32 protein-coding genes are annotated in these 25,368 nt (G+C 53.9%); 12 read left to right on the top strand and 20 right to left on the bottom strand.

Features of this window, described 5'->3' with window-relative positions:
* Positions 1–227: 227 nt before the first annotated feature.
* The 20 genes from DV711_RS06295 to DV711_RS06200 form a co-directional block, all read right to left on the bottom strand.
* The gene (locus tag DV711_RS06295; RefSeq protein WP_114694758.1) at positions 228–596 is read right to left on the bottom strand and encodes a hypothetical protein; all 369 of its coding nucleotides are present in this window, start codon (positions 594–596) and stop codon (positions 228–230) included.
* 314 nt (positions 597–910) lie between these two features.
* Positions 911–1,402 carry a metallophosphoesterase gene (locus tag DV711_RS06285; RefSeq protein WP_114694756.1) on the bottom strand — a complete coding sequence of 164 codons (492 nt, stop codon included), beginning with the start codon at positions 1,400–1,402 and terminating at the stop codon, positions 911–913.
* Between the two features lie 2 nt (positions 1,403–1,404).
* Positions 1,405–1,584: a hypothetical protein gene (locus DV711_RS06280; RefSeq protein ID WP_114694755.1), complete on the bottom strand. Its 180-nt coding sequence runs from the start codon at positions 1,582–1,584 to the stop codon at positions 1,405–1,407.
* Complete coding sequence (locus DV711_RS06275) at positions 1,581–1,994, bottom strand: hypothetical protein (protein WP_114694754.1); 414 nt, start codon at positions 1,992–1,994, stop codon at positions 1,581–1,583. The genes DV711_RS06280 and DV711_RS06275 overlap by 4 nt, the downstream gene beginning before the upstream one ends.
* A 131-nt stretch (positions 1,995–2,125) precedes the next feature.
* On the bottom strand, positions 2,126–2,749 hold the full coding sequence (locus tag DV711_RS06270) for an Nmad5 family putative nucleotide modification protein (RefSeq protein ID WP_114694753.1): 624 nt from the start codon (positions 2,747–2,749) through the stop codon (positions 2,126–2,128).
* A gap of 12 nt (positions 2,750–2,761) precedes the next feature.
* Entirely contained in the window at positions 2,762–3,295 is a 534-nt protein-coding gene (locus DV711_RS06265) for a hypothetical protein (protein ID WP_114694752.1), read from the bottom strand.
* Positions 3,296–3,368: 73 nt separating this feature from the next.
* On the bottom strand, positions 3,369–3,626 hold the full coding sequence (locus DV711_RS06260; protein ID WP_114694751.1) for a hypothetical protein: 258 nt from the start codon (positions 3,624–3,626) through the stop codon (positions 3,369–3,371).
* A 5-nt stretch (positions 3,627–3,631) separates the two neighbouring features.
* Positions 3,632–3,856, bottom strand: coding sequence for a carbon storage regulator (locus tag DV711_RS06255; protein ID WP_114694750.1), 225 nt, complete (start codon positions 3,854–3,856; stop codon positions 3,632–3,634).
* The gene (locus DV711_RS19295; protein ID WP_133297408.1) at positions 3,843–5,042 is read right to left on the bottom strand and encodes a hypothetical protein; all 1,200 of its coding nucleotides are present in this window, start codon (positions 5,040–5,042) and stop codon (positions 3,843–3,845) included. The genes DV711_RS06255 and DV711_RS19295 overlap by 14 nt, the downstream gene beginning before the upstream one ends.
* 448 nt (positions 5,043–5,490) lie before the next feature.
* Entirely contained in the window at positions 5,491–7,515 is a 2,025-nt protein-coding gene (locus DV711_RS06245; RefSeq protein WP_114694748.1) for a hypothetical protein, read from the bottom strand.
* A gap of 65 nt (positions 7,516–7,580) precedes the next feature.
* Positions 7,581–7,922 (bottom strand): hypothetical protein, encoded by a 342-nt coding sequence (locus DV711_RS06240; protein WP_114694747.1) that lies wholly within the window; start codon positions 7,920–7,922, stop codon positions 7,581–7,583.
* 4 nt (positions 7,923–7,926) lie between these two features.
* The gene (locus DV711_RS19290; protein WP_133297407.1) at positions 7,927–8,352 is read right to left on the bottom strand and encodes a hypothetical protein; all 426 of its coding nucleotides are present in this window, start codon (positions 8,350–8,352) and stop codon (positions 7,927–7,929) included.
* Between the two features lie 8 nt (positions 8,353–8,360).
* Positions 8,361–8,744, bottom strand: coding sequence for a hypothetical protein (locus tag DV711_RS06235; RefSeq protein WP_114694746.1), 384 nt, complete (start codon positions 8,742–8,744; stop codon positions 8,361–8,363).
* Positions 8,745–8,746: 2 nt separating this feature from the next.
* Positions 8,747–9,124, bottom strand: a complete 378-nt coding sequence (locus DV711_RS06230) for a hypothetical protein (RefSeq protein WP_114694745.1) — start codon at positions 9,122–9,124, stop codon at positions 8,747–8,749.
* 345 nt (positions 9,125–9,469) lie between these two features.
* Positions 9,470–9,889: a hypothetical protein gene (locus DV711_RS06225; protein WP_114694744.1), complete on the bottom strand. Its 420-nt coding sequence runs from the start codon at positions 9,887–9,889 to the stop codon at positions 9,470–9,472.
* A complete protein-coding gene (locus tag DV711_RS06220; protein WP_114694743.1) occupies positions 9,886–10,266 on the bottom strand; it encodes a hypothetical protein in 381 nt (126 codons plus the stop codon). The genes DV711_RS06225 and DV711_RS06220 overlap by 4 nt, the downstream gene beginning before the upstream one ends.
* Complete coding sequence (locus DV711_RS06215; RefSeq protein ID WP_114694742.1) at positions 10,263–10,640, bottom strand: hypothetical protein; 378 nt, start codon at positions 10,638–10,640, stop codon at positions 10,263–10,265. The genes DV711_RS06220 and DV711_RS06215 overlap by 4 nt, the downstream gene beginning before the upstream one ends.
* 363 nt (positions 10,641–11,003) lie before the next feature.
* A complete protein-coding gene (locus DV711_RS06210; protein ID WP_114694741.1) occupies positions 11,004–11,735 on the bottom strand; it encodes a hypothetical protein in 732 nt (243 codons plus the stop codon).
* 1,180 nt (positions 11,736–12,915) lie between these two features.
* Complete coding sequence (locus DV711_RS06205) at positions 12,916–13,578, bottom strand: hypothetical protein (RefSeq protein WP_114694740.1); 663 nt, start codon at positions 13,576–13,578, stop codon at positions 12,916–12,918.
* Positions 13,579–13,601: 23 nt separating this feature from the next.
* Positions 13,602–13,787 carry a hypothetical protein gene (locus tag DV711_RS06200; RefSeq protein WP_114694739.1) on the bottom strand — a complete coding sequence of 62 codons (186 nt, stop codon included), beginning with the start codon at positions 13,785–13,787 and terminating at the stop codon, positions 13,602–13,604.
* 407 nt (positions 13,788–14,194) lie between these two features.
* Here DV711_RS06200 and DV711_RS06195 point away from each other — a divergent pair, with 407 nt between their 5' ends.
* The 12 genes from DV711_RS06195 (at position 14,195) to DV711_RS19555 (ending at position 25,193) form a co-directional block, all read left to right on the top strand.
* Entirely contained in the window at positions 14,195–14,683 is a 489-nt protein-coding gene (locus tag DV711_RS06195; RefSeq protein WP_114694738.1) for a hypothetical protein, read from the top strand.
* Between the two features lie 82 nt (positions 14,684–14,765).
* Positions 14,766–15,230: a hypothetical protein gene (locus DV711_RS06190; protein ID WP_114694737.1), complete on the top strand. Its 465-nt coding sequence runs from the start codon at positions 14,766–14,768 to the stop codon at positions 15,228–15,230.
* Positions 15,196–17,058: a phage terminase large subunit gene (terL, locus tag DV711_RS06185; protein WP_114694736.1), complete on the top strand. Its 1,863-nt coding sequence runs from the start codon at positions 15,196–15,198 to the stop codon at positions 17,056–17,058. Before DV711_RS06190 ends, terL begins: the two co-directional genes overlap by 35 nt.
* Before the next feature lie 65 nt (positions 17,059–17,123).
* The gene (locus DV711_RS06180) at positions 17,124–17,564 is read left to right on the top strand and encodes a hypothetical protein (RefSeq protein ID WP_114694735.1); all 441 of its coding nucleotides are present in this window, start codon (positions 17,124–17,126) and stop codon (positions 17,562–17,564) included.
* 11 nt (positions 17,565–17,575) lie between these two features.
* Positions 17,576–17,962 carry a hypothetical protein gene (locus tag DV711_RS06175; protein ID WP_114694734.1) on the top strand — a complete coding sequence of 129 codons (387 nt, stop codon included), beginning with the start codon at positions 17,576–17,578 and terminating at the stop codon, positions 17,960–17,962.
* A gap of 12 nt (positions 17,963–17,974) precedes the next feature.
* On the top strand, positions 17,975–20,425 hold the full coding sequence (locus DV711_RS06170) for a LamG-like jellyroll fold domain-containing protein (RefSeq protein WP_114694733.1): 2,451 nt from the start codon (positions 17,975–17,977) through the stop codon (positions 20,423–20,425).
* Positions 20,426–20,434: 9 nt separating this feature from the next.
* Positions 20,435–20,881 (top strand): hypothetical protein, encoded by a 447-nt coding sequence (locus DV711_RS06165; protein ID WP_114694732.1) that lies wholly within the window; start codon positions 20,435–20,437, stop codon positions 20,879–20,881.
* A 3-nt stretch (positions 20,882–20,884) separates the two neighbouring features.
* Complete coding sequence (locus DV711_RS19775; RefSeq protein WP_114694731.1) at positions 20,885–21,139, top strand: phage fiber-tail adaptor protein; 255 nt, start codon at positions 20,885–20,887, stop codon at positions 21,137–21,139.
* Positions 21,140–21,230: 91 nt separating this feature from the next.
* A complete protein-coding gene (locus DV711_RS06155; RefSeq protein WP_133297406.1) occupies positions 21,231–21,512 on the top strand; it encodes a hypothetical protein in 282 nt (93 codons plus the stop codon).
* Positions 21,502–23,619 (top strand): portal protein, encoded by a 2,118-nt coding sequence (locus DV711_RS06150; RefSeq protein ID WP_114694729.1) that lies wholly within the window; start codon positions 21,502–21,504, stop codon positions 23,617–23,619. The genes DV711_RS06155 and DV711_RS06150 overlap by 11 nt, the downstream gene beginning before the upstream one ends.
* A gap of 30 nt (positions 23,620–23,649) precedes the next feature.
* A complete protein-coding gene (locus tag DV711_RS06140) occupies positions 23,650–24,657 on the top strand; it encodes a hypothetical protein (RefSeq protein WP_165840013.1) in 1,008 nt (335 codons plus the stop codon).
* Positions 24,657–25,193, top strand: a complete 537-nt coding sequence (locus DV711_RS19555) for a Thoeris anti-defense Tad2 family protein (RefSeq protein ID WP_207802544.1) — start codon at positions 24,657–24,659, stop codon at positions 25,191–25,193. The genes DV711_RS06140 and DV711_RS19555 overlap by 1 nt, the downstream gene beginning before the upstream one ends.
* Positions 25,194–25,368 lie beyond the last annotated feature (175 nt).

Raw genomic sequence — 25,368 nt, 5'->3', positions numbered from 1 at the left:
AACCATTTCAAGCACGTGGAGCACTGAATATGGCGCCATAGAGACTCTGCGACGGTTTTTGCGTGTTTAGCCATCAGAACAGACCATCGCTTGCGACCAGAGGGGGGAGTCATGGCTGGTGCCTGGTCTAACTGCTATTCCACCTTGGGGCACCCACCCCGCTTTGAGGTAGGTCTTAACCGATGCAGTTAGCTCCGCTGAATTTCGACCTGTAACGATTACGTACTTCATGCTGGAATCTCTAGCTGGAGGTTTTGCTGGGTCCAGGGGCGAATTAGTAGTTTTCGCCGTGTGCTAATTGGGGACGATTGGTTTGTGCCTTTTGACACCACCGGCTTAGGGACAAAAGAAATGTGTTTAGGGAGAGTCCCTTCTGCGGCAGCCTTTCGATAATCAGCCGAACTCATTTCATGTTTGCGGGCGTGAGAAGCGAAGCTACTCAACATTCCGGCTGTGGTGGCGAACTTTTGTTCTGCAGCTAACGTATCTAGTGCCTTCCGCCGATTGTCGGTTCGTTCGTTGGTGGTGGTATAGATCGCGTGTAGCGCTAAGGCTAGCGCTTTAAAATCGCGGTGTTTATTCGCTGCTTGCTTCATGCTTGTTGCTCCAGCGGTTCGACTAGGCGGTAGTATTTACGAACGTGAGTTTTAGACCAGTCGCGAGTTTTGCCATTGCTGTAGCGAAGGCGCCAAAGGCCGCCTCCGTTTTCAGCTTTGACGATGGTCGCTTGGCCCACGCCAGGTGTGTGCCCTTGGACGCGAAGTCCTAATGCGAGGTCGGGGTTTCTGGGGATTCGGAGGTCGATCATAGTTCCAGTTCATCCAGTAGCCCCACTTGGCGCGGAGATCCGAGTCGCGGGTGGGGTATATGAGTTCGTCAAAGAGCAGCATTAAGCCGGTTAGGTGGTGGCTCAAACCAAATTTCTCCTAGAGATTTCGTGGATAGATAATGGGACACCACCGAGCGGTTCGACGCAGACGTTGATATAACGAGAGTCGTCGATCGATTCGCTGTGAACGTGGCCGTGAATGTTTGCGCACCCACGGAGTTCATTTGGATGGATTGGTGCGTGGCTTAGCCAAAACCCTTTGTACTTGACGATTCCACCAAGAATTCTGAATCCAACGTCTTCGTACTCGTGGATCTGGGCGAAGTCGTGGTTGCCCATGATCAGGAACTTCTGGCCGTTAAGCTCTTTAACTCGTTGGAGCCCTTCGCGGGTGAAGGCAACGTCACCGAGGACGTAGACGGGGTCGCGTTTGCCGATGGTTTTATTCCATTGGGTAACGATCCAGTCATCATGCTCTTGAATAGTTGTTCCACCTCGCCATTGGTTAGAGAATTGGAGGATCTTTTTGTGGCCTAAGTGAAGGTCACTGATGAAGTGGGGGGTAGCGCTCATACCTACCCCCGCCCTTGGAACAATGACAGCTCACTACGCAGCCGATGCACGTTGCTGACTAGGCGTTTGTTCTCATCCCGTAATCCATTTAGTTTGGATACTGCGATCATGAACAGGAGAAGAAAGCCGATAGTCATCACGAAGAAGATGAACAACAGAATTTGATAGTCTGGGGCGGTCATTTGGGGTCTCCTTCAAGCGATTCGATGTGCTTTTGGATAGTTTTCTCTATCAGCTGCAAGCTGTTGCTAGCGATGCCTTGAATTTGTTCGTTGGCTGCGAGTTCTGTGACGCCGTAGGCTGCGAGCATTTTGTAGGCTGTGTCTTCGTCTGGAATAACAGTGTTAGCGATTGCGCCGAAGACGCAAAAACAGATCCATCCAATTATGTATTTTCGAAAATCGGTGAATAGGGCGATGCTGGATTTCATTGCGTCAGGCAGGTCTTCATTCTGTTCGCAGTTGTAATACATGGTGAAAAAGAACAGCACTCCAGCACCTATAGCTATCGAGAAAAATAATGTGCCCCCGGCTAAAAACGGTTTACCGTCACCGAGTAGGCTGATTAGGTAAATAACAAAAGCGAGTTCCATGACGGTTCCTTTATGCGATTTGTTGAATCATCGTCGCGATGTCGCGCAACGTTGCGTCTGGGTTGGATGCCCACCAGTGAAAGAATCCGGTGGACGCCCAGTAGTGGTCGGGTAGGTTGAACATGGGGTCCTTAACTGGCTTGAGCCGTAGGGGATGGGAGCCCGAATTTTTCGTTGAGCTGATGGACAGGGATTGCCGGAAGGTTATTGGTTGGGTTGGCAGCCCGAGGGATTAGCTCTTCAATTTCAGGCCATTCGGCGAGCAGCTTTTTGGTCGTGGTGAACTTGGCCAGTGCTGTTGAAAGTTCGGCGTGAGCTTTTGTTTTTTCTTCTTTTAATTTCTGCACTACTTCGAACGCGTGTGCTGCGGCAAGCGTTGTTGGATGTTCATTGAGGGTCATACAAGGTGCTGCTCGGCCGCTAAAGTCATAAACAACGGTCGGTAAAAAGACGCTGGCGCCGTAGTCTGACAGTCCTGGGGCAGAGATACGTAGTTCTTGGGTTTTACGGGTTGGATTAGAGTGGTTCCTCGTTACGTCGGGTAATGCGAGGTAGGCTTTTTCAGCTTTTTTAGCTAAAGCTTCCAATTGAGTACGCGTCAAGCTGTGATGGTGCATTAAACGAGCTTCGTAGACCGCGAGTGCCGCGTTTGCGAGGGCCTGTGTGGCGGATTCGATTTTTGCGTTGTATTTCTTGTTGCAGCCCGTGTCGGCGATTTCTTGGATTAGGTTTTTTGAGAGTCTGCGGGAGGTCATTTGGTGTTCTCCTTAACTGGCCTTGACGCCGAATTCTTTGAGTAATGTGTTGAGCGCTTCGCTGACTTGGAAGACTTCACGGCGTAGTTTGGTGAGGGTTTCGCTGGTGGCTTCTTGTTGCTCGCTCAGTTGATCGCTCAGGTGTTCAACCTGGCGGCGGATAACTTTGATGTCGGCATGTTGGGCTGATGGCAGCGGATGGATGTTCGCTGTTGCCTGCGGTTGTTCAGGCGTGGAGTCTTTCTGGGCCAATAGGTTGTAAAGGCATACGCTGCCGCAGTACAGGTTGATTGGGCGGGTGTCGTTGTGGTTACCGTTGGCTGTGCGGACGCGACCAGTAGGCCATTGGCCTGTCGCTAAAAACCAGCATACACGGGCTGGGCTGAAGCTAATGTATCGTGCTTGAGCAGCGATTTGAATTTGGCGGGAGGTACTGTAGCAGCGTGCCTGTTCACCGGTCTTGGTTTTAACCAGGCCCAGTTCACGGTCGAAGTGGTAACGCTGTTTGATGGCTTTGAGTTCAGTTTCGTCGTAGGTGCGTGCCATTTGTGTGATCCCGTGGTGATAGAGAGGGGCAGCGGGCGTCTATGGCCCGCTGCGTTTACAGCTGGTTGCTGGACTACAGGGTGATGCCCTGGTCAGCGGCGGCGGCCTTAATAGCCTTGAACAGCGGTTTCTTGTCCGGCAGGTCGAACTGCTGGAAGCGCGAGTCGAAGCTGCCTTTGGAGGAGGCGCTGTAACCGGCTTTGATTTCCTTCGCCTGGAAGTTCATCAGGTGGTAGAACCAACGAACATCGTCCGGAGATTCCAGGGTGATGTTCAGGCTGATCGGGCGGAAAGTGACCGGAGGAGTGGTTTCAGTAGTAGAGAAAAGCATGAGGATTAATCCTTCTGTTGGTTTGGTTTAGCGAGGCTTTTGGGCTTATTCCCTTTAGCCTTGAGTCGTTCGTAGAGATCACGGCGGTAGACCGGTACGTCTTGGTCGAGAGTCGTGAACCCTAAAGCGATGGTTTTCGGGTTTTTGTCGAGCGAGGTCACGATGACCTGATTGGGTCCGTCAGGATCAACGATGACCTCCTCGCCGGGGGCTAGGTTAAGAATCAACATCGTTTGCCTCCGTTGACGGGATATCGAGTTCGAGCAGTTCGTAGTCCTCCAATTCGTGTTTGATAATCGATGCGGTAAAGCCCTGGGTAATTAGCCATTCGGCGATTCCGCGCGGGTGATCACCGATCAGCCCCATAATGGAATTGAGTTCATCCAGTCGATCTTCGGCTGAGTCGTCGCTATCGAAGAGCAGGTCATCGTCTTCGGCGGCAGTTAGGGCCGTGCTGTCGTAATCAAACGGATCATTGCCGTAGAAGGAGTTGTGTCCGCCGTAGCCTTGGTAGCCGCCTTGATAGGCAGGGCGAGGCGGGATTGCTTTCGGGTCGCGTTCGGCAGGCAGGCTGGCCCAATCGACTTTCAGTAGCTGATCGAGGAGCTGTTGTGCATGGCGAAGGTTTTGGGTTTCCCGAGAGGTGTGCTGATTCAAGTAACCAACGGCGATGTTGGTGCACTCCGGGAAGATTTCCATGAAGCTTGCGCTATCGGTGTAGCTGCCTAGTGCTCCGGCCTTATAGTTCAGGCTTGGGCTCTGGTTGAGTTGTTTGGCTAGCGCATCACCGAAGGCTTTTGAACAGCAGGGTTGGCCTTTCTGGCTGGATACGATGTCGCTGCAGCCTTTGCGGTCAAAGCTGACGCAGTGTTTGATGGCGGTTCCTTCCAACTGGTCTTTGTGCATTTCTGCAAACCAGATGGAGCCTTTTCGTCCGATCTCTTCTTCGCGGAAGAAAGCATAGGCACCTGGTATCCCTGCTTCGATCATGTTGAGCATGATCCAGATACCGGTTCCGTCATCAGCGCCTAAGCAGTCGTGATCATCTTTCCATAGCGTCTGTTTGGAGGCGTCGTACTTCAGTTCTTGTTTGATTAGAGGCTCTTCGATTGCTTGGTCGAAGTGCATTGAGAACTGGGTTAACGACATCGGGTCGAAGTGACAGGTGTCGGTATGCGAGGTGAACATCGTGGTGATGCCCTCGTTATTCGGGCTGTCAATTACCAGGAAGAAGTTGCCGTAGGCGTCTTCGCAGATGTTTGGTATGTCGCGTAGATATTTGTCGATGAATGCTTGTTCACCGCGAGAGCCAGCGGGCCGCACGTAGGTCAGCATGTCGACCAAGCGAGCCAGGTCACCGTTCCAGTTCTCTGGCATCGGATCATCCGCGAAGCTGGGCTTGGCGGTGTAGCGCACGGATTGCCCTTGGGTTTTCGCGGAGCCAGCTGTTCCGGTTTGCTTGGGTGCGTTCTTGGACGCTTGGTTGATTGTCGATACGGGCCGCCGGGTTGTTGCTGGCGGCGTGCCAGTCTGACGTCCACAGCTGCACCCTTGCGGGGTCGAACACGTGCCGCGACATGCCGGTCCGGATGGCGCCGTATGCTTCGCGGAGGTGGCGCGAGCGTTCGTCTGCGATGGAGTTGTCGATCCGACCGTTGTTGCGTTCTGCGTTGTCCCACCCTCGGATGAACTCGTCGATGGTAATCCGGTCATACTGCGGGGTTTGACGGGTTGAGCGGCTGTGCGATTGAATTGAGTCATTGTTCTGTGTCCTTCTGCTGTCTGTTTGTCCGTCCCAAACCGAGGCGAGAGCGTCGGAGATGTGATCAGGAAGTGCTACTCGCCATGGTTCCGGCGCGCTCAGTCAAGCAGCGCGCGATTCAGTGGTTTGTTCTTCGTGTAGGGGTGCGAGACTGACGCCGATGTAATCGGGGGCGAGTGTTCGCAGTTCTGAGGTGTGGTACAGCTGCCCAGTATCAGCAATGCTAATAATTTCGTGGTTGGGGTAGCGTTTACCATCGCGAAGTTCCGTTGTTGCGTTGCGGGGGCGATATTCGCCTCCGTGACATTCAACTAGGTCGAAACGGGCTGCGATGGCCGTTACCTGTGAAGGGTGCACGTTGTGTATGCTGTTCCCGATATAGACGCGGGTGGTGTTGTATTCCGGCGCAGAGAACATGCGCGCTTCGATCGTTTCTCCAGTGAAGAAGTTGATGGTGAAAAGCTGGTCTGAGCGTCGTGCTTTGTCGTAACAATCACGGCACCAGGTTTGTTCTTCGATAACACCATCGACGACTGTACAGACCACTAGCGGTACGTTGGTGCGGTGGGTTTTACTGCAGTGATCGCATTGTTGTTCTACCGGCATTGCTGTTAGGCCAGCTGCACCTGAGCGGTAATAAGGTCGACCGTAGTAAAGTGATCCTTCAGGTGCAGCATCGATCATTTGTTCATCGCTACAGCTGCTCTTCAAAACTACGATCCGGTCCTTAAGTACAGCGATAGGTTTTGATGTACTACCGTCCCCAACATCAATGAAAGGGCAAACTACTTGTTTTTGTCCGTCACTGTTGGTGTCCGGTAGATCAATGCGGCGTAGAGCCGTACCAACGAGTGATTCGCCGTCTTTTCTGAATTCGTTATCCTTCAGGTGAGCGATTAGGTCTCGTTCAGCATCGCCCGATTGGCTATAGATACGGACGTAGGTGTTGTTGTTCATGTTGACCAGGGTGCGTGCCTGGATCTTACCGGCAACGTCGACGGCCATATGGAGGTGAACGCCTGTTTCGATTTGATCATCGTCTCCGTAGATCATTGTCGGATGAATACCGGAGTCAGGATCGATGTTGGTATACCACTCGCTTGTTTCGGGCTTATAGGAGGCACAGCTGGACGGACCCTTGAGATAACCTTGATGGATATCTTTTGGGGTTTTAGCGACGACGATCATGTGGCCATGCTTACCCAGTGTTTGGGTGGTGACCTGCTTAACTTGCTCGTCGGACAATTCTTTGTAGTAGCGTCGGATGTACTTACCGACTTTCATTGCAACGCGGCGGTCGCGTTGGCGAGCCTCGTTGTCTTTGGTGAAAGACACCATGCCCGGTTTTAATGGGCTTATGCTGGGGAAATGTCCAGCGGTATCAGCACCGCTAATATTTTTAACGAACGGGTGATCCAGAGCGGACAGATGCTTTCGTGTGCAGGGTGCGGGCCAATCATTTTCGACCCAGCGGCTGAACTCGCGCCAGATCATCCAGTTGTCTTCGCTGACTTCTTCGGACGGAGCGAAGAAGCGTTGTGAGCCGACGGCGATGACTTTACCGGCGACGGCTTTGCTCCATGCTTCGAAGCGAGGGCGGAGCTTTTTCAATTCAGCCAGGGAGGTAACGTTCTCACGCGGGGGTTTAAGGTCGGAGTTCAGTTCCAGGGTTTTTTGGTGAGCTTCGGGGGTCAGGTGGTTCCAGAAGTTTACGGCATTGCCCACCCAGCGGTAGAACCGCTTAATGTCGTTTAGCGATAGGCGTTTAACTTCGGTTTTGAATTGAACCATCCGTTGGACGGTGACTTGGTCATCGGTTTCATAGCCCAGGATCAGCACGACGACTTTGTGGACACTGGGATCTTTGGCGGCGAACAGCATACCGGGCAGAATGGGATCAGGGGTGCTGTCTCGCATCTGGGTGTTGTAATCCACCGGGATCATTCGTGCTCGACTGTCGAATGTGTTGATGAAGCTGGGGGCTTCGATAGTCCGAGAGTCGTTGATGGCTGATGTCAATGTTGCCGCATTGTGTGTTTCTGCCCTGAAGGGGTTAAAACCTGAGCGTTCACCGTGCGTTACAACGAAGTGGTCGTTGGGTTTGATCTTGAAGCCGGAGGTTTTCATAGTCTGTGTCCTTCGATATGGTGGTCGGTATTTTATTAGCAGTGCTAATAATGTCAATAGTTAATTTAACGGGATTTGCCTTCGAGGATATCGATGACAACCGGATGCGTGTTGGGGAGGATGGCGTAGGTCCAGCCAGAGTTATAATTTTGGTTTTTGTCGCACGCGTCTTGCGCTTCGCTGATACAGCTGTGCCGGAACGGGGTTTGTGCAACGTTCAGGTCTGTACCCCAAGAACCCTCGTCATCTGATTCATCGCGGCAGTGAATATCCACTGGGTTGAAACCATAATTATTAAGCGCTGCTCCTAATGCGAGATCATCATCGTAGGCATTTGAAGTGAATGCGACGTAGAACTCGGGTATGGATGCTGTCGCCTCCAGTTGATTGTTGAATTGGAAGTTCATCGGTCTACTCCGGGTTTATCGCGCGGTCTAGTAGGGTGCGCAGTTCAGTAGGTGCCCCCGACTCAATGGATTCTTCGACGAGCTTTTTTAGGCTTTTGATGCGGTGGCTAACTGAGCCAGTTTCAGAGGGGCAGGCGGTGCAACTAACTGCAGCGCACCAGCCTTGATTGGAAATGTCATTGATGAGTCTTGCGGGAATACGATTTGTTTTGGCGTACGCTCTGACGGTTTTGTCACGTACGGATTGGGTGGAACCGCAGTCGGTTCCAGTAGCATAGAGAGTGCTCCAAGCATTGTTGGGGCTATCAAAATGGATAATGTAGTTCACCAACATGCGCCAGTGTTTAGGCCGTGTATCAAGCATGAAGGCGACAATGTTTTGTGCGGGTACAGGAAGGTTGCTGAGGTCATTATTAATTTGGAAATTCATCGTTGGCCTCACAGGATGTTAATTACGGGGATCTGGTATCTATCGGCAAAGAAACGAAAGCGTTGTCCAGGGTCGACTGCGCGATGATGGAAGGGGCAGGTCTCACACGTGATACCGCGACAGAAAGATGCATCGGCACGGAGTTTGGGATCAATTTTTGGAAGTGCTAACTCGCCAGTTATTTGGTCAAGTGCACGTAGTTCCTCGTGGGGTTCCATTTCACAGATATCGTTGGGGTTTTCAGGCAATAAGTCGCGTGGCCCGCATAAGTAAGCCCAAAGGAAGAATTGGAAGAATTTTGAGCCGCTCGGTGCGTTATCCATGATATCGAAGAAGCTGTCGGCAGCCGGGGAGCGGATGATTTCAAGTTGGTTGTTGAGTTGGAAGTCCATGGTTAGTTCCTCAGTAATGCTTGTTCGAATAAATGCTTATGGAGGGGCATGCCGGGATAGACGATGGCATAGGTGTATTCGCCACCAGTGGCGTTCTCATCACGCACGATTACTTCGGTAGCTAGTTCTGGCGTTTCGAACATCAGCGGTTTTCTGGAGCCATAGGCATACAGTCGATGCCAGTCTGGCCCCTTAGGCTGCGTTACATAAAACAATGGGCGATCTCGATGGGTATGGTTTGGAACGCCGTTGTTTTGAATGAAACTATTTTCTTCATCCAGGCAGGTTTCAGCGTGGGCGCAGTGATCCCCTATACATAACAGGAAGAAAGGGCCGGAGGGGATCAATGGTTTGAGTTGGTTATTGAGTTGAAAGTCCATACCAGTCTCCGGAGTTATACGATTTCGTCCAAGCGAACTTTTAGTGCTGGATAAAGTGGGTCGCCAGGTTGGATGACGGCGTAGGACCAGCCACGAGAGACTCGACTACGGTTGAAGTCACAGGCTGCGGTAGCGTCTTCTACTGTGTGGAACGCGCGGATTCTGCGGATACGGCCACTGGTGATTGGTGGGAAGCAGCCGTAGTCCTGATTGATTGGGGCGTGGACCTTATGTACTGATTTTGTGGTTTTTAGCGCCGTTTGAGATAGCCCTTCGGAGCACACCGCGAAGAAAGGGCCAGCAGGTGCGGTTGCTTCGAGGTTATTGTTGAGTTGGAAGTTCATTCTATTTCCCCCGGCTGATGGCGATTAGGTTTACAGAAAACAGATCGATCATCCGCTTGTTTCGTATTTGGGCTTCTTGGTCTTGGTCGTATAGTTGTCTAATAGAGCCGCGTGATAAGGGACAGGTGGCGCATCGGACACGATGGCAGAACGGTTGGTTTTCGGTGATGGGTCTAAGACCATTCTCTAGGAGTATTTTGTTGGTTTGGGCTATATGTGAGTTGCGTTCAGTTCTGGTGCAGATTGAGTCAGCATTGTCGCGGTATATGCGACCACCGGTGTCGAGTGTGTTTGCCCAAATGACGATAGGCAGCGAGATGCTGCTCAATCCGTTGGCGTGTAGCTGTGCGAGCAGGTTTTGGATCTGAGTCGGAATACCAGGGATGGTTGATTCGAGGTTATTGTCGAGTTGGAAGTTCATTTGATTTCCCCTTCGTGTAACAAGAACTCGCGGGCCATAAGCTCGGCGTGAAGTTCATCGTCAGGGCCAATGATTAGGTAGGTCCATCCCATGCCGTTATGGCGCTGGTTGATTTCACAGGCTTTTAGGGCTTCTTTATAGGTCTTGAACGCGAATGGTTTGCGATATTCAAGATGCCCCCACACCCGGAAGTCGACAAGCTCTGTCTTGTGTCTGACAAAAGGCGTGTGGAGTGTGGTGTTATATTCGCCATTTGCTTTCAGGTATTTACCTAGGTCATAGCGGATCTCGTCTTCGGCGTGTGTCAGCATACAGAACACAAAGAAAGGGCCAGCCGGGGTGGTAGTTTCGAGGTTATTGTTGAGTTGGAAGTTCATTTGATTTCCCCTGTCTGGATCTCTTTGACGAGTAGGGTATGGAATGGTGTTCCGGGTCTGACGATGGCGTAGGTGTACTCGCCAGGATGCTCTTCCATATCTGCATCGATCAGGGCGTTAATTTCAGTTTCGTTTGGGAGTAGGAAGGCTTGTTGTTCCTCTTGCAATTCACTCCAATCAACGTCTAATGAACCAGCGTCGATTGAGTAGAGATAGAGGTTAAAAACATCATGAGGGCGTCGACCGTAATTGAACACAAACTCGTTGATCGTGTTCAGTATTACCTCGGCTTCAGATTGGGTGTAAGAGGCGCAAACTAGGAAAAAGTGAGCTGCAGAGGTCGAATCGAGATTATTGTCGAGTTGGAAGTTCATGCTCGGCCCTCTACGTGCGGGTGGGAGTCGACCAGATTTATCTTGAAGCGTTGGCTAATCACTACATGGAGTGGATCGGCTGGGGTAACTACAGTGTGTGAGTATTGGGGGTTGTTGTTTTTGTTCACGTTGTTGAGCGCAGCTGCGGCTTCATATGAGGTGAAACCCAATACGGCGGACCCTTTGTCCTTGCCGGGGGTGTAACCCGATATCAGGGTCGAATCAGCTAGACAAACGCTATGTAGACTGTTTGTTGTGGATAGGTCGATACCTAATGCGGTACGGCAGCAGACGGCAAAGAAGGGACCAGCAGGGGCGGTTGTTTCGAGGTTATTGTCGAGTTGGAAGTTCATAGCGGTGTCCTTAGTGCAAGCCTCTGTCCAGCTCTGAGTTGATGTGCTGAGTGACGAAATCGGTCATTGCTTCGCCGATGTCGAACAGCTCTGTGACGGTTGCCGCGAGGTCGGGTAGTCGGGCGTATTCTTCGGGGTACTCGGTGTGGATCGTGCGATAGTGGGTGATCGCGTTCTTCAAGTTGAACTCAAAGTCGCCTCGGGCCGTGGCGTTCTCCCACGAGCGTTCCGATTCCTGGGCGATTTTGCGCAGGGCGTTTACTGACAGGTAGGCGCGGTCGATGGTGTTCTTGCGGGTGAACGCGTCCATGTCCTTCTGAGCTTCGTTCGCCAGTCGGGTTTGGTAGTCACGCTCGCCTCGGGCTTTGGCAACCTTCCAGCCCTGAAGGACGTCGGTGTCGACGCCGAAGCTGCGGAGTCGACGGGCGTAGAACGTTCGCTCTGAGGGTGCGGTGTCGGGGTCTTTGGTTTTCTCGAACCAACTCCAGAGTAGCGCGACAATGGTGAAGTGGGGCGGGTACTCAGCGCTGTAGTAACCCAGTTCGGTCTGAATCGCGTCGATTACTGACTTGCTCGGGGTGCGTGTCGCGAGGTGACGGCTGACTGTCTTGAAGGATATACCAGTGTGTTGAGCGACTTTGCGAACACTGGCCGGGGGTACATCTAAGAATTTCATCTTGAAGATGGTGTCGAACAGGGTCTGCTGTGAGGTGCAGGAGCCGGTGTTGAGTGGTCGAGTCATGGGTATCGTCCTTTATAAGCGCTGCTAATATATCAGCGCTGCTAATAATACAGATTCTTTGGCGCTTGGCAACTGTCGCGGGTTGACGGGTTAATGGTCGAAAATGTTAGTGAAAAGGCAAGTGACACAAAAGACGAAATGGCCTGTTTTTTGTGTCACTAAGCCTGTTTTTTGTGTCATAACGTTGCCTGTTGATCAACCGAGGGCGCGGAGCGAGAAGTGACACAAAAATAAAATAACGCGATGAAGTGACACAACACAGATTTTGGCCTCGAAAATGGGACTTGTGTCACTTGGCAAGAATGCAGTAACCATGCGGCCTGCAAGGCAGATTTGGGTGTTTATTGTGACACGACACACAATGTTTTGTGTCATTCAAGTTGCGTAGAAAAAAGTGCTTTTTGACTTTAGAACCCTCGTTAGAGGTAAAAACGTTGTTATATAAACGCAACTATAGTGACACAAAACTTATTGTGTCATGTGTCACTAAGCGGTTTTGTCAGTGGATTGTGGGTGGTTTTGTAACCCAATAACCATCAGCGTTTGGCGATTGTTGGGGGAGAAGTGACACAAAACGGTGGGAAGCTTGGCGAGTGTCGCGGGAATAGGGGAGAAAGGCGCGTCCCACGCTACACGGGACAAGCAACGCGGGACGCTAGGGGAGGAAGATACGTTGCCGGTTACGACTCCGGCGTTGCTCTGTCCCACGGCAACCGGCTCTCCATCGGGCCTCACGGCTGTTGGGCATTTCCGCAGCCGAGCGTGTTGTATCAGGTCGCTACACCTGCGGCGCGGGACGCCGGGATAAATGAGCGCGCTTTATTGCCTCGCGGCGGGTCGTTTACATTGGCAGTTCCCTCCCTGGTTAGTTGAAGAGCCCTTGTCGCGGGCCAGTCGCTCCACGGTTCAGCGCGTTTTAGCGGGCGCCACCCCGTCCTCTGCCGAGGAACCGCCCGCCACGAGTCAAGTGGCGGGCGGTTTTGTCAGTGAATATTCAGCGCTTGCTGGGCGATTTTGCTACTAAGCGCCGAAAAACCTGTGTTGCAGGCTACTTGTCGCTTGTCGAGTGCCGCCCGCGCAACCTCCACGGTTCGCCGCGTTGCCCTCGTCCACCCACCGGGTTCCTGGCTCCGGAGGACGAGAAAAAGGCACCAAGTCTTTCGACCTGATGCCTGAGCCGCTAGCTGGTAGCGGCGTAGTTGGCTGACGCGGCAACTCGTGCTGCGCGCCCGGACTGCGCTCGGCGTTTTGCCCAGTCGTCGTCTGCTTTCTGGAGGAAAGCCTGCACCGCTGCTTCATCGACGGTGATCGGCTTCATGTACTCCTCCATACGCTGGACGTCTTCCATGGCGCCCTCAACCTTGAGGTGCTGGTAGATGTCACGTAGCGCTTTATCGGCGGCGTAGAACATCACAAGGTTGCTGTCCGCCTCAGTCACAGCGCGTTCGCTGCGGGCCGACAGATCCTCGGACTCGCCGAAGCGGTTGGGCATGGCCTCGCGGGCTGCAACGCGCTCGATCTCCTGCCGCGCGCGGAAGTAACCGTACTGCGCGTCACGGCAGACACCGTTGATGCGGAACGCCAGCGTCAGGCCGTCGAAGCCGAAGTTTTCGTAGAAGCTGATCACATCGCTGGACTTCGCTTCACCTTCGCGTTGCGCCTTGCCGTGTTTTTCAGCCAGCGCTGCGCTCATCGCTTCGGTATCGATGGTGATGGTTGCAGCGGCCTGCGCCTCCGGGCTAACAGCTGCCGGTTGCTGGGTCTGCTGCGCGAGAACGGCGGCCATTGCATTCATGTTATCCATCATGGCGGCCATCATTTGCTTTTGAGTCATGTCGGTCATGGTCTTTCTCCAAAGGTAAGTCGTTATTCAACGTCGAAGGTCAGTTGCTCGAAGCGTTCGGCGAGTTCGACGAGGGTTTCAGGGTTGGTTGACGCGAGATCGTCGGCGACTGTCTCTTCAAGTGCGTCTTGGTCAGCGAAATGCTGAGTCATATCGTTTCGCTCCGGGAAGGTGAGCTTCTCGCGGAGTGTCTCTTCAAACCGAGGCATAGATCCTCCGTTTAATGTCTGGCCAGCTGCCGGTATAGCGCTGACCTTGCCAATAGGCGATGAACATGGGCGTATCCTCCTGTGCCGCTAAATTCACGACAAATACGGATCGCCGGAGGCGTTGAATGACGAATCGGGAGGGACACACAGCGCTTGGCGGGTGCCACTGCGTTGAGTGTCGCGTGTTGTTTGCCTTGTGTTGCCTGCCGCATGAGCGACGAAACAAGGTTCCAGCGCCGAGTTTTCAGAAACGCATGTCGCAGGACGAAAAAGGGGTGACCCCCGCCGCTTGACGAAAGGGGGTAGGGTAATTCAGGCGATTATTTTTCAAAATTTTTCACGAAATTTTCCCCACGGATTTTTCGCCCGACGTATACTGCCAAGGCTCACATGAATAGGAGTCAAGGATGAGGACAATTTTCGCAGCGGCACTCATTGCCGCGTCACTCTTCGGCTGTGTTTCGACACCAGAAACGAATTACTCGGCACCCGCCCCGCGTATCTACACCTTGGCTGACACAACCTGCGCTGATTTCCTGATCTATAACGACGCCGCGACGAAGCGCTATCCACTTCCGGCAGAGTCCAAGGCGTCAATGAACGTCGCCTTGGGTCAGATGATTCAGGCTAGTGGTCAGGAGCTACTCGACATCGGTTACCCGGATGTTGTTATCCAGGAAGGGAAGCGCGTTTATACGACTGAGAAGGTCGACGAGTTTTTTACGACGCTAGACGATATCTGCTCTCGACCGGGCGTTGCGGTTGAGTCGAAGATGGTTGATGTGGTGAATTTGTTCTTTGTTGGGATCGTCACGAACACAATGCAGCACTTCGAGGGGCCGTCCGACACGGATAACGCGGTACTCGCCCAGGCGCTCAACCGGCTCTCGCCCTAAACCGCTCCCCGAACCCCACTGAATAAATTATCGTTCAGTGGGAATTGCCCAAAAGTATTAGCAGTGCTTATAATTCGCCTCTATGGTTGATGAGACAGAACTTCCCACCCTAACGCACCAGCAATTGGTGTTCGCCGAATGCCGTTTTCACGGCCTCACGATCCCTATTTCGTCTAAACGCGCCGGTATATCTGTTGGTTGCGGCGAGAAATGGTCGGTTAGCCCCGAGATTAAGGCCCATATCGCGCAGTTGAGCGCCGAGAAGGCCGAGATTCTGGCGAAAGAGGTCCGGTATTCGCTCGAAGATGCCCACATGGACATCGAACAGGGCAAGAAGATGTCAGCAAACGCGATGGAGTGGTTCCGTGGCGTCGAGATGCAGATGAAACTGCACGGATTGGGTCAGGACAAGAAAGATCCGCTGGTTAGCGTGAACATCAACAACATCAACAAGACCGATCAGCTAGAGGTGATGGACGATGCTCAGCTGCTAGAACTAGCAGGCGATTCATTTGAGCGACTCCAACCAGGAACAGAAGAAGGTTGACACGCCCGTAGAGGCGACAAAAGTTAAGCGCCGCCGGGAGGTGCTCCAGAAACGGTGTGGTAGCTGTAAATCTGACCGCCCGGCGGCGTTTTTTGTTGGCGATACATGCATTTACTGCGTCCAGGACGCTCAGGAAGCGGCGGAGGCTGCCCAACGAGAGGAGGATGCAGCGAAGAAGGCTCGTGAGGCCGCCAGAAAGGCGGAGTTGCAGCGAGCGGATCTCCGAAAACAGAAGGAATTGGAAGTCCTGCGCCGAAAGCAGGAGCAAGAGGAGCGTCGGCGCCAGGCTAAGATCGAAAAGCAGGAAGAAGAGCGTCGGAAGGCCGAGTTTGACGCGAAAATGGAAGCTCGTCGCGAATTAGCGAAGCGTGAGGCGAGTCGACGGTTCCTGTTGCCCTTTGTAGAGCGTTTCAGCCCGGATTACATGGCTGGCTGGGTCCACAAGGATATTTGCCGGCGCCTTGAGAAGTTCAGCGACGACGTCGCGGCCAAGAAATCCCCTCGATTGATGTTGTTCATGCCCCCGCGACATGGGAAGAGTGAACTGGCGTCAAAAACCTTTCCCGCATGGCACCTGGGGCGTCACCCACATCACGAAGTAATCGCCAGTTCATATTCTGGCGCGCTGGCGATGGACTTTTCCCGGAAAGTGCGCGAACTGCTGCGTGATGCTGCCTACAGGACGGTGTTTCGCGATAGTGCCCTTGATAAGAATAGCCAGTCAGCTGAGCGCTGGAACACGACGGCGGGTGGTGGTTACGTCGCGGCGGGTGTTGGTGGCCCAATCACGGGGCGTGGTGCCCATGTACTGATCATCGATGACCCAATCAAGAACGCTGAAGATGCGGATTCGGAGGCAGCGCGTGAATCGTTGTGGAACTGGTACACCTCGACGGCTTATACCCGTCTAGCCCCCGGCGGCGGTGTGCTAATTATCCTGACGCGTTGGCATGACGATGATTTGGCCGGTCGCTTGCTTAAGAAGCAGGAAGAGGGCGGTGAGCCGTGGGAGGTGATCCGATACCCGGCATTGGCCACGGAGCAGGAGTTGTACCGGAGCCAGAACCAGGCACTGCACCCCGAGCGATATGACGAGGCGGCACTTAATCGGATTAGGGATGCGGTGGGGAGTCGTGTTTGGTCGGCTCTTTATCAGCAGAATCCGGTGCCCGATGAAGGTGACTACTTCACCAAGGACATGATCTATCGGTACGACATCAATGATCTGCCTGCGATCTCGGACATGCGGTTTTATACGGCGTGGGACTTGGCCATCGGGAAGAATGAGTCGAATGACTACTCGGTGGGGATCACGGTGGGGATCGACCGGCAACGGAAGCTGTGGGTCGTGGATATCCGGCGAGGGAGATGGAACTCCAAGGAAATTGTGGACCAGATCCTCGATTGCTGGGACGTGTGGCGGTCGGAGAAGACCGGCATCGAGAAAGGCCACATCGAGATGGCGATTGGGCCGTATCTTGAGGAGGAGATTGTTCGACGGGGCTACACGGCGTTTTTCTACGAGGGACTACCCCCAGGGCGGCGGGATAAGGCGCTTCGGGCTCGACCGATCCAAGGTATGATGCAGCGGGGAATGGTTCTGTTCCGCCAGCGCTGCGATCGTGCCCAGGAGCTTATCAACGAGCTTCTGCGGTTCCCCAACGGCACGCACGATGACCAGGTGGACGCACTGGCATGGATCGGTCAGATGATACAGGACATGGGCGTCGTTCGATTGGCACCTCCACCGAAGGCGAAGAGCTGGAAAGACAAGCTAGGGGCGTTTGTTGGCGGCAGTAAGTCGGAACGAGACCCGATGAGCGCTTAGTTCGTGCGCGTGGACTGCCTGCGGCGGTATAATCTCAAATATTAGCACTGCTTATAATTGAGATTATGGCTCGGGTACAGATCGCATTCTTCGAAGGCCGCTACGGCGGCGGTATGCACAAGCTGATCTCGCTGTTCAGTGGTAAGTACGCGCACTGCGAGATCGTCGTCGACGGCATCGGATACACCCCAAGACGCGGTGTTACCGGTATCTATCGAACCCCAAAAGGGGAGCACAGCAAACCAGGCTGGGAGCTGGTTGATGTGCCATGGGCCGCCGAGCGGGTTTACGCCTACCTGCGGGCCAAGAAGCACGTCAGCTATGACTGGCCAGGGCTGTTTGGCACCAAGATCCCGTTTATACGTCACCACAAGACCAAAGAAATCTGCTCTGAGTTCGTAGCCAACATCAGTACTTGGTGTGACTGCGCGCTCTTCTATGGCTCCACGGCGGGCCAGCTCACGCCGACCGATGTGTACGCGCTCAAAAAACACTATCACCCGTAAGGTAATTTCTAATGACCACCACAGTTACCCAACAGAAGATCATCGACGGTTTGCTCGAAGACGACAAAGAGGTGAACCGGAACGTCGCAAACGCCGTCAGTCAACTGAAGGCTCAGACGGATTTGATGCTTGGTATCACTGCCTATCTATTTACCGAGGTTCTGGACGAGAACAGCCCGGTGGATGTTGATCATATCGCCAACGTATCGCAGCGGTTCCAAAACCAACTGGTCCCACTTCTAACCGACATTCTACCTAAGCTGCAGGCCATTGAGGCTTGCGGGGCACTGGATGCCGACGGTAACCCGGACGCTACGGCTCGCGCTACGAATCTAGCTAACATGGTCAGCACTTATTCGCTCGATCCGGCCACCTTCGACACCCGATACAAGTCGTAACGGAGTACCGCCGTGGCCTATGGCTTTGACCATACAAGCCCGACAGCGGGGCGATCTGGCTCGCATTCGGGTTTTGTCCGGCAGCTCAAGACTGCCGACTTCCCGATACACGCCATCAACCACGACGGCGGGCATGGCGGCGACGGGTTTGGGGTGCGGGTCAACGGGGTTGACCAGTACGCCACCATCGACATTCCAAGGGCGTACTACACCGGTACGGTCTACGACTCGACGGTCGAAGCTTGCGTGGCCGCTGTTAACGGCGAGGATGTTTGGGTTGTTGGCGAATCGACCTCAATCGCCAACCTTGTTGAGCTGAAGCCGTCAACGAACCAGCTTCGAGTCCGGTTCAACAATAACGATCAGTACTTCGATCTGTCCGGGCTGGGACTGGACTACAACGCTGCTAATGTTTACTCGTTTCGAGGTGGGTATGACGGTGCAGATCGCTACATAGAGGTTAAGGTAAACGGGCAATTAGTAGAGCTTCGAACCGGGCTATCTAACGGTCGATCAACCCGCGATTGGGTCCAAGCGGGCCGAATAGATACCGATACTTACCAAAAAGGGATCTTCCTTTACCTAAAGAATACCGACGCCAACGACGTAACGAAGAACCGCTTTTACGATTTGCGAGCGCTCTCATCCGGCACGGTATTCCCCGAAACGCTGGGCAACGGTGCGGACGGCACATGGTACAACCTGCCCGCCGACGATTCGCAATGGGTAGCCCCTAAAGCGTTTACAAACGGCGGCGGCAATTTGTGCGCCTATACCGACAGCAGCAAAACAACCCGGCTGCCTGTCCATGTTCTTCGGCTTGTCACCGGAACAACCCCAAGCGCCGAAGTTTATGTTCGGGTGCCTCTGGAGCAGGCAGGCGCAACACTCCACTTTGAGGCCGATGAAACCCAGACTAGCCAACCGGCAGTTGGCGCCCAGCACGGGCGCAACGAGGTTTGGCAGGATTACATAGCGGTTCTGCTCCTCAATGACCTGACTTATTCCGACTCTACCGGCAACGGCCACGATGCTACGTTGGTCGGCACAAACGGGGGATTAGTCACCACTGCCCACCCCGCTGGGGGCGATTGGCTCGATTTCACTAAAGGCGGCTATTTGGTGTTGGCTAATTCTAATAGCCTGCTAGACAACACCGAACACACCATACAAGCAATGGTGAACCTAGACGAGTCGTCAGATATTCAAGGGCTAGTCGGCAACAGGTCGGATAGTGGCAGCGACGTACATTGGACCCAGATCCAAACGTCAGGCCGGGTATATAACAAAACGACCGTGGAAGTACGGCCAACCGATCCGGCTAATCCACCTTTAGGGGAAACTCATTGGGTCGCGCTAAGGCAGGATGCTACCCACATCTATTCCGTCCGTAACGGGGTAGCCCTTACCAGCAAAGCAGGAACAACCGGATTGGCTTTGGTCGGTAATGATCCGTTTCAAGTCGGCTCTTACTACAACAATAGCTCCTCTTATTGGATGGATGGACGGGTAGGCGGAGTCCGCATTCGCCGATCCGCCTTGGCTGATAGCTGGCTATTAACCGAGCACGAAAACCAATCAGCTCCCGACGCATGGGGAACGGTTAGCGCATGGGCCGACGGTGGGGGCGGTGGTACTGAAACCACAGCTTCCCCCGCTAGCGCTTCGCTCTCGCTCGTCGGTCAGCTCCCGACTGTTGACCTGAGCCAACACCGAGCAGCAGCTCCGGCGTCAACAACACTCGCCCTCTCTGGCCATGCACCAATCGTGACAGCTGGTGGCGCAGTAGCCGCGCTTCCTGCTGCCGCAGCATTTAGCTTGATGGGCCATGCTCCCTCAGTAACGGCCTCAGCACATCAGATCGCTGCGCCCCTACCTGCTAGTTTTGCCTTAACTGGCCACGCGCCGGTCATCCAGGCTGGTGGCGATATCTCCGCATATCCCTCCAGCGGTTCGATCACACTGGTAGGTTATGACCCGACGCTGGTCGTTAGCGACCATAAGGTCGTTGCACTGACTGCAGGCACCCTTAGCCTGACGGGCCATGCTCCTTCTGCGGATGCGAGCGATCATCAGTCTGCAAAAACGGCCCCTGCAGCGATTTCTCTATCCGGGCACACCCCAGTAGTTGCGCTAAGCGACCATCAGGTATCCGCCCCAGCGGCTGATACGCTGGCGCTAACAGGGCACGCACCCTCCATTCAGGCCAGTGTTTCAGTTACTGCGGCTCCAGCAGCCGCAACGCTGAGTCTTACTGGTCAGTACCCAACGGCAGGCATCATCGCTGGTTCGGGAGATATTGAGTGCGCGCCAATATCAGCACAGCTTATAATTACAGGCAGTCCGACACGAGGCTTCTGGCAAGCACCGTTTTTCGACATTTCAGGCGTCACGTTAGAGGACGTCCCTTGGGAGAACCGTGAATTTACGGTTCCCTTCGAACAGCGACATTTTGTCGTATAGGAGAAAAGAATGGCCGCAGCAGGCGCCTGGGTAATCCACCATAAATTCCTTCACCGCCTTGGCCTGAAGGAAATCAACCTTAGTTCTGACTCGCTGAAGTGCGCCCTGTTCACCAGTGCGTCTAACGCAGCCACGCTGTCGGTGACAGACTATGCGTCGCTGACGAACCAAGTTGCTAACGCAAACGGCTATACCACCGGTGGTTTGACCTTGGCCGGGGTTGTTTGGGGGGAATCTGCTGGCACGGTGAAAATCACTGCTGATGACCCGATCTGGACAGCAGCTGGTGGGGATATCACCGCTCGTTATGCAGTCATCTACGATGACACACACCCGAACAAAGCGATCATTGCCCATTGCTTGCTGGACAGTACGCCTGCGGACCTGACCGCAACTGACGGCAACACACTGAAGGTCGATATCGACGATACCAACGGCGTCTTCACTGGGGCTTAATCAATGCCTGTGAAGCGGAAGGGGAGCACCCTAGATTACGGGTTTAACTGGACGAACTGGCTAAAAGGCCGTTCGATCCAGTCGTCTATTTGGTCGGCGCCTGGGTTGAGCGTAGCCCAAGACACCAATGACTCGACAAAGACAGCCGTTCGCCTCGCCGGTGGTGAGCCGGGGAGCACCTATTTCGCCAAGAATACGATTGTGACTACTGATGGGCTGGAGGATTACCGTGTGCTCATCGTAGATGTGATCGACTAGCCCACCGATTCGGGGGTAGCCGCTAGGCCGAGTGGGTGAAAGGCCCACAACCTATTCCAAAAGTATTAGCACTGCTAATAAAATGGGCCGTATGCAGGAAATCACACCGAAACAGCGCATCACGCACATCTTCTCGCTCATTAAAGGACAGGTTGAGCCGGAGCAAGGCCAGGAGCTTTCTGGAGAGCAACGCCTCTGGCTTGCCGTTATCGAACGAAGTCTTCTAGATCTGATGCAGCTCCCCGCAGCTCATGGCGCTCGCCTTGCCCATGAGTTCCTTACGTCCAGCCCATTTGTTGTAGCCCTGGGGATTGATCCTGAGTGGCTTGCACTAATGCTAAAAAATCACGATTTGGTGCCTCATGGAAGCTGAAGACAAAAAGCCAAGCTCGGTGGATGTAGACCACCAGATCGCGCAGCGTCAATTCCTGCGATACCAGCGTGCTTATGAGCGCGGCCACGAAGAATACATGGCCAAAGCCAAGCAGTGCGCGGCTTTTTATGTTGGGGACCAGTGGGATGAAAAAGTAAAAGCGACTCTTACCGCTGAGGGACGCCCAGCGCTAACGATCAATACGATCCTCTCGACGGTCAACGCGGTTCTGGGGGAGCAATCAACCAACCGCATGGACATTGCGTTCAAGCCACGGCACTTGACCGATAGCGACGAAACTGCCGATACGCTTACGAAGTTATTCCGTCAAATCAGCGACGAGAATCAGTTGGATTGGGTTGAAGGCGAAGTATTTGCGGACGGCATTATTGAGGAGCGCGGGTATTTCGACGTCCGTATGGACTTCAGCGAAAACATCGCTGGCGAGGTCCGTATTACTGCGAAAGATCCGAAAGACGTCATCCTCGACCCTGATGCCAAAGAGTACGATCCGACTACCTGGTCTGAAGTCTTCACTTCGCGGTTCATGTCACCAGCAGAGGTCGGTCTGCTGTATGGCAAGGATAAGGAAGATAAGCTGAATATTATCGGCGCCAGCAACACCTCGTTCGGCCCTTTCTCGATGATTATCGAGGAGGATAAGTTCGGTGAGGCTGAGTACGCTTATAGTGGCGACGGCGCCGATGAGGATGACCGAAAAACGGTCCGCTTCGTACGGGTTGTCGAACGCCAGTACCGCAAGATGAATTACGCACGGCACTTCGTCGATATGCGTACTGGGGACACGAAGCCTGTTCCCGAGACCTGGGACGATGAGAAAGTCATGCAGTTCCAAGCTCAATTCCAGCTTGGAATTGTCAAGAAGTTGACCCCCCAGATCCGCTGGACAGTGTCTGCAGATAAAGTGCTGCTCCATGACGCCTGGTCGCCTTACAACTCGTACACGATCATCCCGTACTTCCCCTATTTTCGACGGGGTAAGCCGTTCGGCGTTGTATCAAACCTGCTGTCGCCGCAAGAACAGCTGAACAAGGTCTCCAGCCAAGAGCTGCATATCGTCAACACCACAGCCAACAGCGGGTGGGTTCTCGAAGATGGCTCTCTGGTCAATATGACCGAGGACGATCTGGCGCGCGATGGGGCTAAGACAGGGCTTGTGCTAGTTCACGCTCGCGGCACCAATAAACCGGACAAGATCACCCCAAATCAGATACCGACTGGTCTTGACCGCATCGGCATGAAAGCAGCCGCCAACATCCGTGAAATCAGCGGCGTTAATGACGGGATGCTCGGGAACACGAGTCCAGAGGTGTCAGGCGTTGCCCTTGAGGCGAAGCAGGCTAGAGGCCAAGTACAGATCCAGGTCGCTCTGGATAACTTGGCTCGATCTCGTCGATTCCTTGCACTGAAAGTACTGGAGCTGGTTCAGCAGTTCTACACCAACGAGCGTGTGTATCGAATTGTCGACGAGACTCACCCTGAGCAGGCGGAGCAAGAAGTCGTCATCAATCAGCCTCAAGCTGACGGCTCAATCCTCAACGACATCACCCTCGGTAAATACGACGTTGTTGTATCGACTCAACCGGCTCGCGATAACTTCGGGGATATCCAGTTTGCTGAGGCAATGAACCTGCGAACTGCGGGTGTCGCCATCCCGGATCATGTCGTTATCGAATATTCACACCTGACGCATAAACGCGAAATTGCTGAACAGGTCAAGCAACTCACTGGCATGGCACCGCCTTCGCCAGAAGAGCAACAGCTGATGGACCTGCAGCAGCAGATGGCTATCGAATCTGCGCAGCTTGAAATCCAGAAGCTTGACGCCGAAAAACAGGAACTGCTGAGTCGAGCACGCTTGAACGAGGCGAAGGCAGAACACACCAGTGAGTCTCATGCTACGCAGCTGGAACAGATCGATAAGCAGATTAGCAGCAAGCGTGAAGAGTTGTTCTTGCGTTTGCAGCTGGCCCAGATGACGAACCGGGTCAAGCAACAGCAGATGGGCGCCAACATGCTGATGAAGCGCGCCGACCTGGAACGCTCTGAGCCTAGTAAGACACAACCCGACAAGAAAACCCCCTAACCCCGAAACGAGGTATTAACCATGCCCCCGATGGAACACGATGATGATCAAGCGCTTGATGCAATGCCTGGGTTTGAGCCCTTCGACGACGATTTGGATGACCTGGGAAGCTTGGATTTTGGGAGCAATCCTGAATCAACCCCCGAGCCGGAGCCTGAGCCCGAACCAGCTCCTGAGCCTGCGCCCGAGCCGAAGGCTGACGATGTAGAGCCTGAACCAGCTCCGGAACCTGAGCCGGAGCCGGAGCCGGAGCCGGAGCCTGAACCTGAACCTGAACCTGAACCGGAGCCCCAGCCCCAGCGTAAACCGATAATGATCCCGAAAGGGCGATTGGAAGATGAGGTGGCCAAGCGCCGTCTACTGGAGGAGCAGGTCAAGCAGCTTCAGGCCGAAGCCGCTGAACGCGCCCAAGAACCCGCGATTGATCCAGAGAAAGCCCAGGCTGAGTTTGACCAACTGATGGCTAAGGCCAACGACCTGGTCCTGGAGGGGGAGACTGCGGAGGCAGCAAAGGTACAGCGCGAAGCATACAAGCTCCTCCAGCCGACCGCACCAACGGAGCCTGCGCCGACTGTAGACGCTGCTCAGATCCGCGAGCAGGTTATGCAGCAGATCAAAGTTGATGACTTGGTTGCAGCGGCTAAGCGTGATTACCCGGCCCTGGATCGCGATTCAGAGAGTTATAACGAGGCAATCGAACAGCGGACTGCTTCTCTGGAACGCATGTATTACGCAGAAGGCTATACCGCTTCGCAGTCTGTAGAAAAAGCGTTGGCTGATGTCGTGAAGTTGTATGACCTTGCGCCTGTTAGCGAAACGGAAGTGCCTGAGACACCGCCAGTTCAACCAAAACGGGATACCAGCCCGGACGTTCGTGGGAGTGTAGCCGCTGCTAATGCTCAACCACCTGAACCAGCGGCAGGTGTATCCACCAGCGCTGAGCGCCCGAACCAGATCGATGTAGCGACTTTGTCGCAGGACGAGTTTGATGCGCTCCCCGAGTCAACCCTGGCATCACTGCGCGGAGACAGCATCTAATGGAAAGCTATATCACTAGCAAAGCAGTGAAGGCTGCACGTGTAGCCGATGTGTTTCAAACCATCGACACGCCCAGTTCGTTGATCCTCCTGGAAGGCGGTGAGACTGTCCCAGCATCTGTGCTGGGGAACCTTTCGGCTGGCCTCCCCAGTATTGGTGATTATGTGGTGGACTACGAGCGCCCGGATGGTTCCAACGCATATATTGCCTGGTGCCCGAAGGCCATCTTCGAGGAGTCTATCGCAATGCAGGTCGGCGTCGACACGAAGATCGGTTCTTACGGCTGGGCGCTTCAGCGCCTTGCTGACGGTGAGAAACTCACTCGTCGTGGTTGGAACGGAAAAAGGATGTTCGTCTACCTCGTCCCCGGATCAACATTCGTGGTGAACCGTCCCCCGCTACTCGGTATCTATCCGGAGGGCACTGAGATCACTTACCGCCCTCATCTGGATATGAAGTACGCCGATGGAACATGTGGTGTGTGGCTAGCAAGCCAGTCTGACCAGCTTGAGGATGACTGGGAGATCGCTAACTAACCCGGTGGGCGCAGTGCTGATATTTGTTGCGCATAAATATTAGCACTGCTTATAATTTAAGTATCGTAACTACCGACGACACAGGTAGACCAAATTTCGTATGGCTCCGACGACACAGGTGCCCGACCCGCACGCGTTAACTGCGATCAGCGTCCTTCCACGACACGGAAATCGA

This window comes from Motiliproteus coralliicola, assembly GCF_003345655.1.
GTDB lineage: Bacteria > Pseudomonadota > Gammaproteobacteria > Pseudomonadales > Balneatricaceae > Motiliproteus > Motiliproteus coralliicola.
Note: the sequence above shows the minus strand (reverse complement) of the source record. Positions and strands in the feature narration are given on the sequence as shown.

Excerpts from the sequence above, each read along its gene's own strand:
- DV711_RS06230 (WP_114694745.1), bottom strand. The coding sequence starts at position 9,124 with ATGGACTTTCAACTCAATAACCAACTCAAACCATTGATCCCCTCCGGC.
- DV711_RS06265 (WP_114694752.1), bottom strand. The coding sequence starts at position 3,295 with ATGGCACGCACCTACGACGAAACTGAACTCAAAGCCATCAAACAGCGT.
- DV711_RS06165 (WP_114694732.1), top strand. The coding sequence starts at position 20,435 with ATGGCCGCAGCAGGCGCCTGGGTAATCCACCATAAATTCCTTCACCGC.
- DV711_RS19555 (WP_207802544.1), top strand. The coding sequence starts at position 24,657 with ATGGAAAGCTATATCACTAGCAAAGCAGTGAAGGCTGCACGTGTAGCC.
- DV711_RS06245 (WP_114694748.1), bottom strand. The coding sequence starts at position 7,515 with ATGAAAACCTCCGGCTTCAAGATCAAACCCAACGACCACTTCGTTGTA.
- DV711_RS06190 (WP_114694737.1), top strand. The coding sequence starts at position 14,766 with ATGGTTGATGAGACAGAACTTCCCACCCTAACGCACCAGCAATTGGTG.
- DV711_RS06155 (WP_133297406.1), top strand. The coding sequence starts at position 21,231 with ATGCAGGAAATCACACCGAAACAGCGCATCACGCACATCTTCTCGCTC.
- DV711_RS06295 (WP_114694758.1), bottom strand. The coding sequence starts at position 596 with ATGAAGCAAGCAGCGAATAAACACCGCGATTTTAAAGCGCTAGCCTTA.
- DV711_RS06220 (WP_114694743.1), bottom strand. The coding sequence starts at position 10,266 with ATGAACTTCCAACTCAACAATAACCTCGAAACTACCACCCCGGCTGGC.
- DV711_RS06255 (WP_114694750.1), bottom strand. The coding sequence starts at position 3,856 with ATGTTGATTCTTAACCTAGCCCCCGGCGAGGAGGTCATCGTTGATCCT.
- DV711_RS06200 (WP_114694739.1), bottom strand. The coding sequence starts at position 13,787 with ATGCCTCGGTTTGAAGAGACACTCCGCGAGAAGCTCACCTTCCCGGAG.
- DV711_RS19290 (WP_133297407.1), bottom strand. The coding sequence starts at position 8,352 with ATGAATTTCCAAATTAATAATGACCTCAGCAACCTTCCTGTACCCGCA.
- DV711_RS06240 (WP_114694747.1), bottom strand. The coding sequence starts at position 7,922 with ATGAACTTCCAATTCAACAATCAACTGGAGGCGACAGCATCCATACCC.
- DV711_RS06140 (WP_165840013.1), top strand. The coding sequence starts at position 23,650 with ATGGAACACGATGATGATCAAGCGCTTGATGCAATGCCTGGGTTTGAG.
- DV711_RS19775 (WP_114694731.1), top strand. The coding sequence starts at position 20,885 with ATGCCTGTGAAGCGGAAGGGGAGCACCCTAGATTACGGGTTTAACTGG.
- DV711_RS06210 (WP_114694741.1), bottom strand. The coding sequence starts at position 11,735 with ATGACTCGACCACTCAACACCGGCTCCTGCACCTCACAGCAGACCCTG.
- DV711_RS06180 (WP_114694735.1), top strand. The coding sequence starts at position 17,124 with ATGGCTCGGGTACAGATCGCATTCTTCGAAGGCCGCTACGGCGGCGGT.
- DV711_RS06215 (WP_114694742.1), bottom strand. The coding sequence starts at position 10,640 with ATGAACTTCCAACTCGACAATAATCTCGATTCGACCTCTGCAGCTCAC.
- DV711_RS06235 (WP_114694746.1), bottom strand. The coding sequence starts at position 8,744 with ATGGACTTCCAACTCAACAACCAACTTGAAATCATCCGCTCCCCGGCT.
- DV711_RS06275 (WP_114694754.1), bottom strand. The coding sequence starts at position 1,994 with ATGGAACTCGCTTTTGTTATTTACCTAATCAGCCTACTCGGTGACGGT.
- DV711_RS06280 (WP_114694755.1), bottom strand. The coding sequence starts at position 1,584 with ATGACCGCCCCAGACTATCAAATTCTGTTGTTCATCTTCTTCGTGATG.
- DV711_RS06285 (WP_114694756.1), bottom strand. The coding sequence starts at position 1,402 with ATGAGCGCTACCCCCCACTTCATCAGTGACCTTCACTTAGGCCACAAA.
- DV711_RS06270 (WP_114694753.1), bottom strand. The coding sequence starts at position 2,749 with ATGACCTCCCGCAGACTCTCAAAAAACCTAATCCAAGAAATCGCCGAC.
- DV711_RS06175 (WP_114694734.1), top strand. The coding sequence starts at position 17,576 with ATGACCACCACAGTTACCCAACAGAAGATCATCGACGGTTTGCTCGAA.
- DV711_RS06205 (WP_114694740.1), bottom strand. The coding sequence starts at position 13,578 with ATGACCGACATGACTCAAAAGCAAATGATGGCCGCCATGATGGATAAC.
- DV711_RS06225 (WP_114694744.1), bottom strand. The coding sequence starts at position 9,889 with ATGAACTTCCAACTCGACAATAACCTCGAATCAACCATCCCTGGTATT.
- DV711_RS06195 (WP_114694738.1), top strand. The coding sequence starts at position 14,195 with ATGAGGACAATTTTCGCAGCGGCACTCATTGCCGCGTCACTCTTCGGC.
- DV711_RS06150 (WP_114694729.1), top strand. The coding sequence starts at position 21,502 with ATGGAAGCTGAAGACAAAAAGCCAAGCTCGGTGGATGTAGACCACCAG.
- DV711_RS06260 (WP_114694751.1), bottom strand. The coding sequence starts at position 3,626 with ATGCTTTTCTCTACTACTGAAACCACTCCTCCGGTCACTTTCCGCCCG.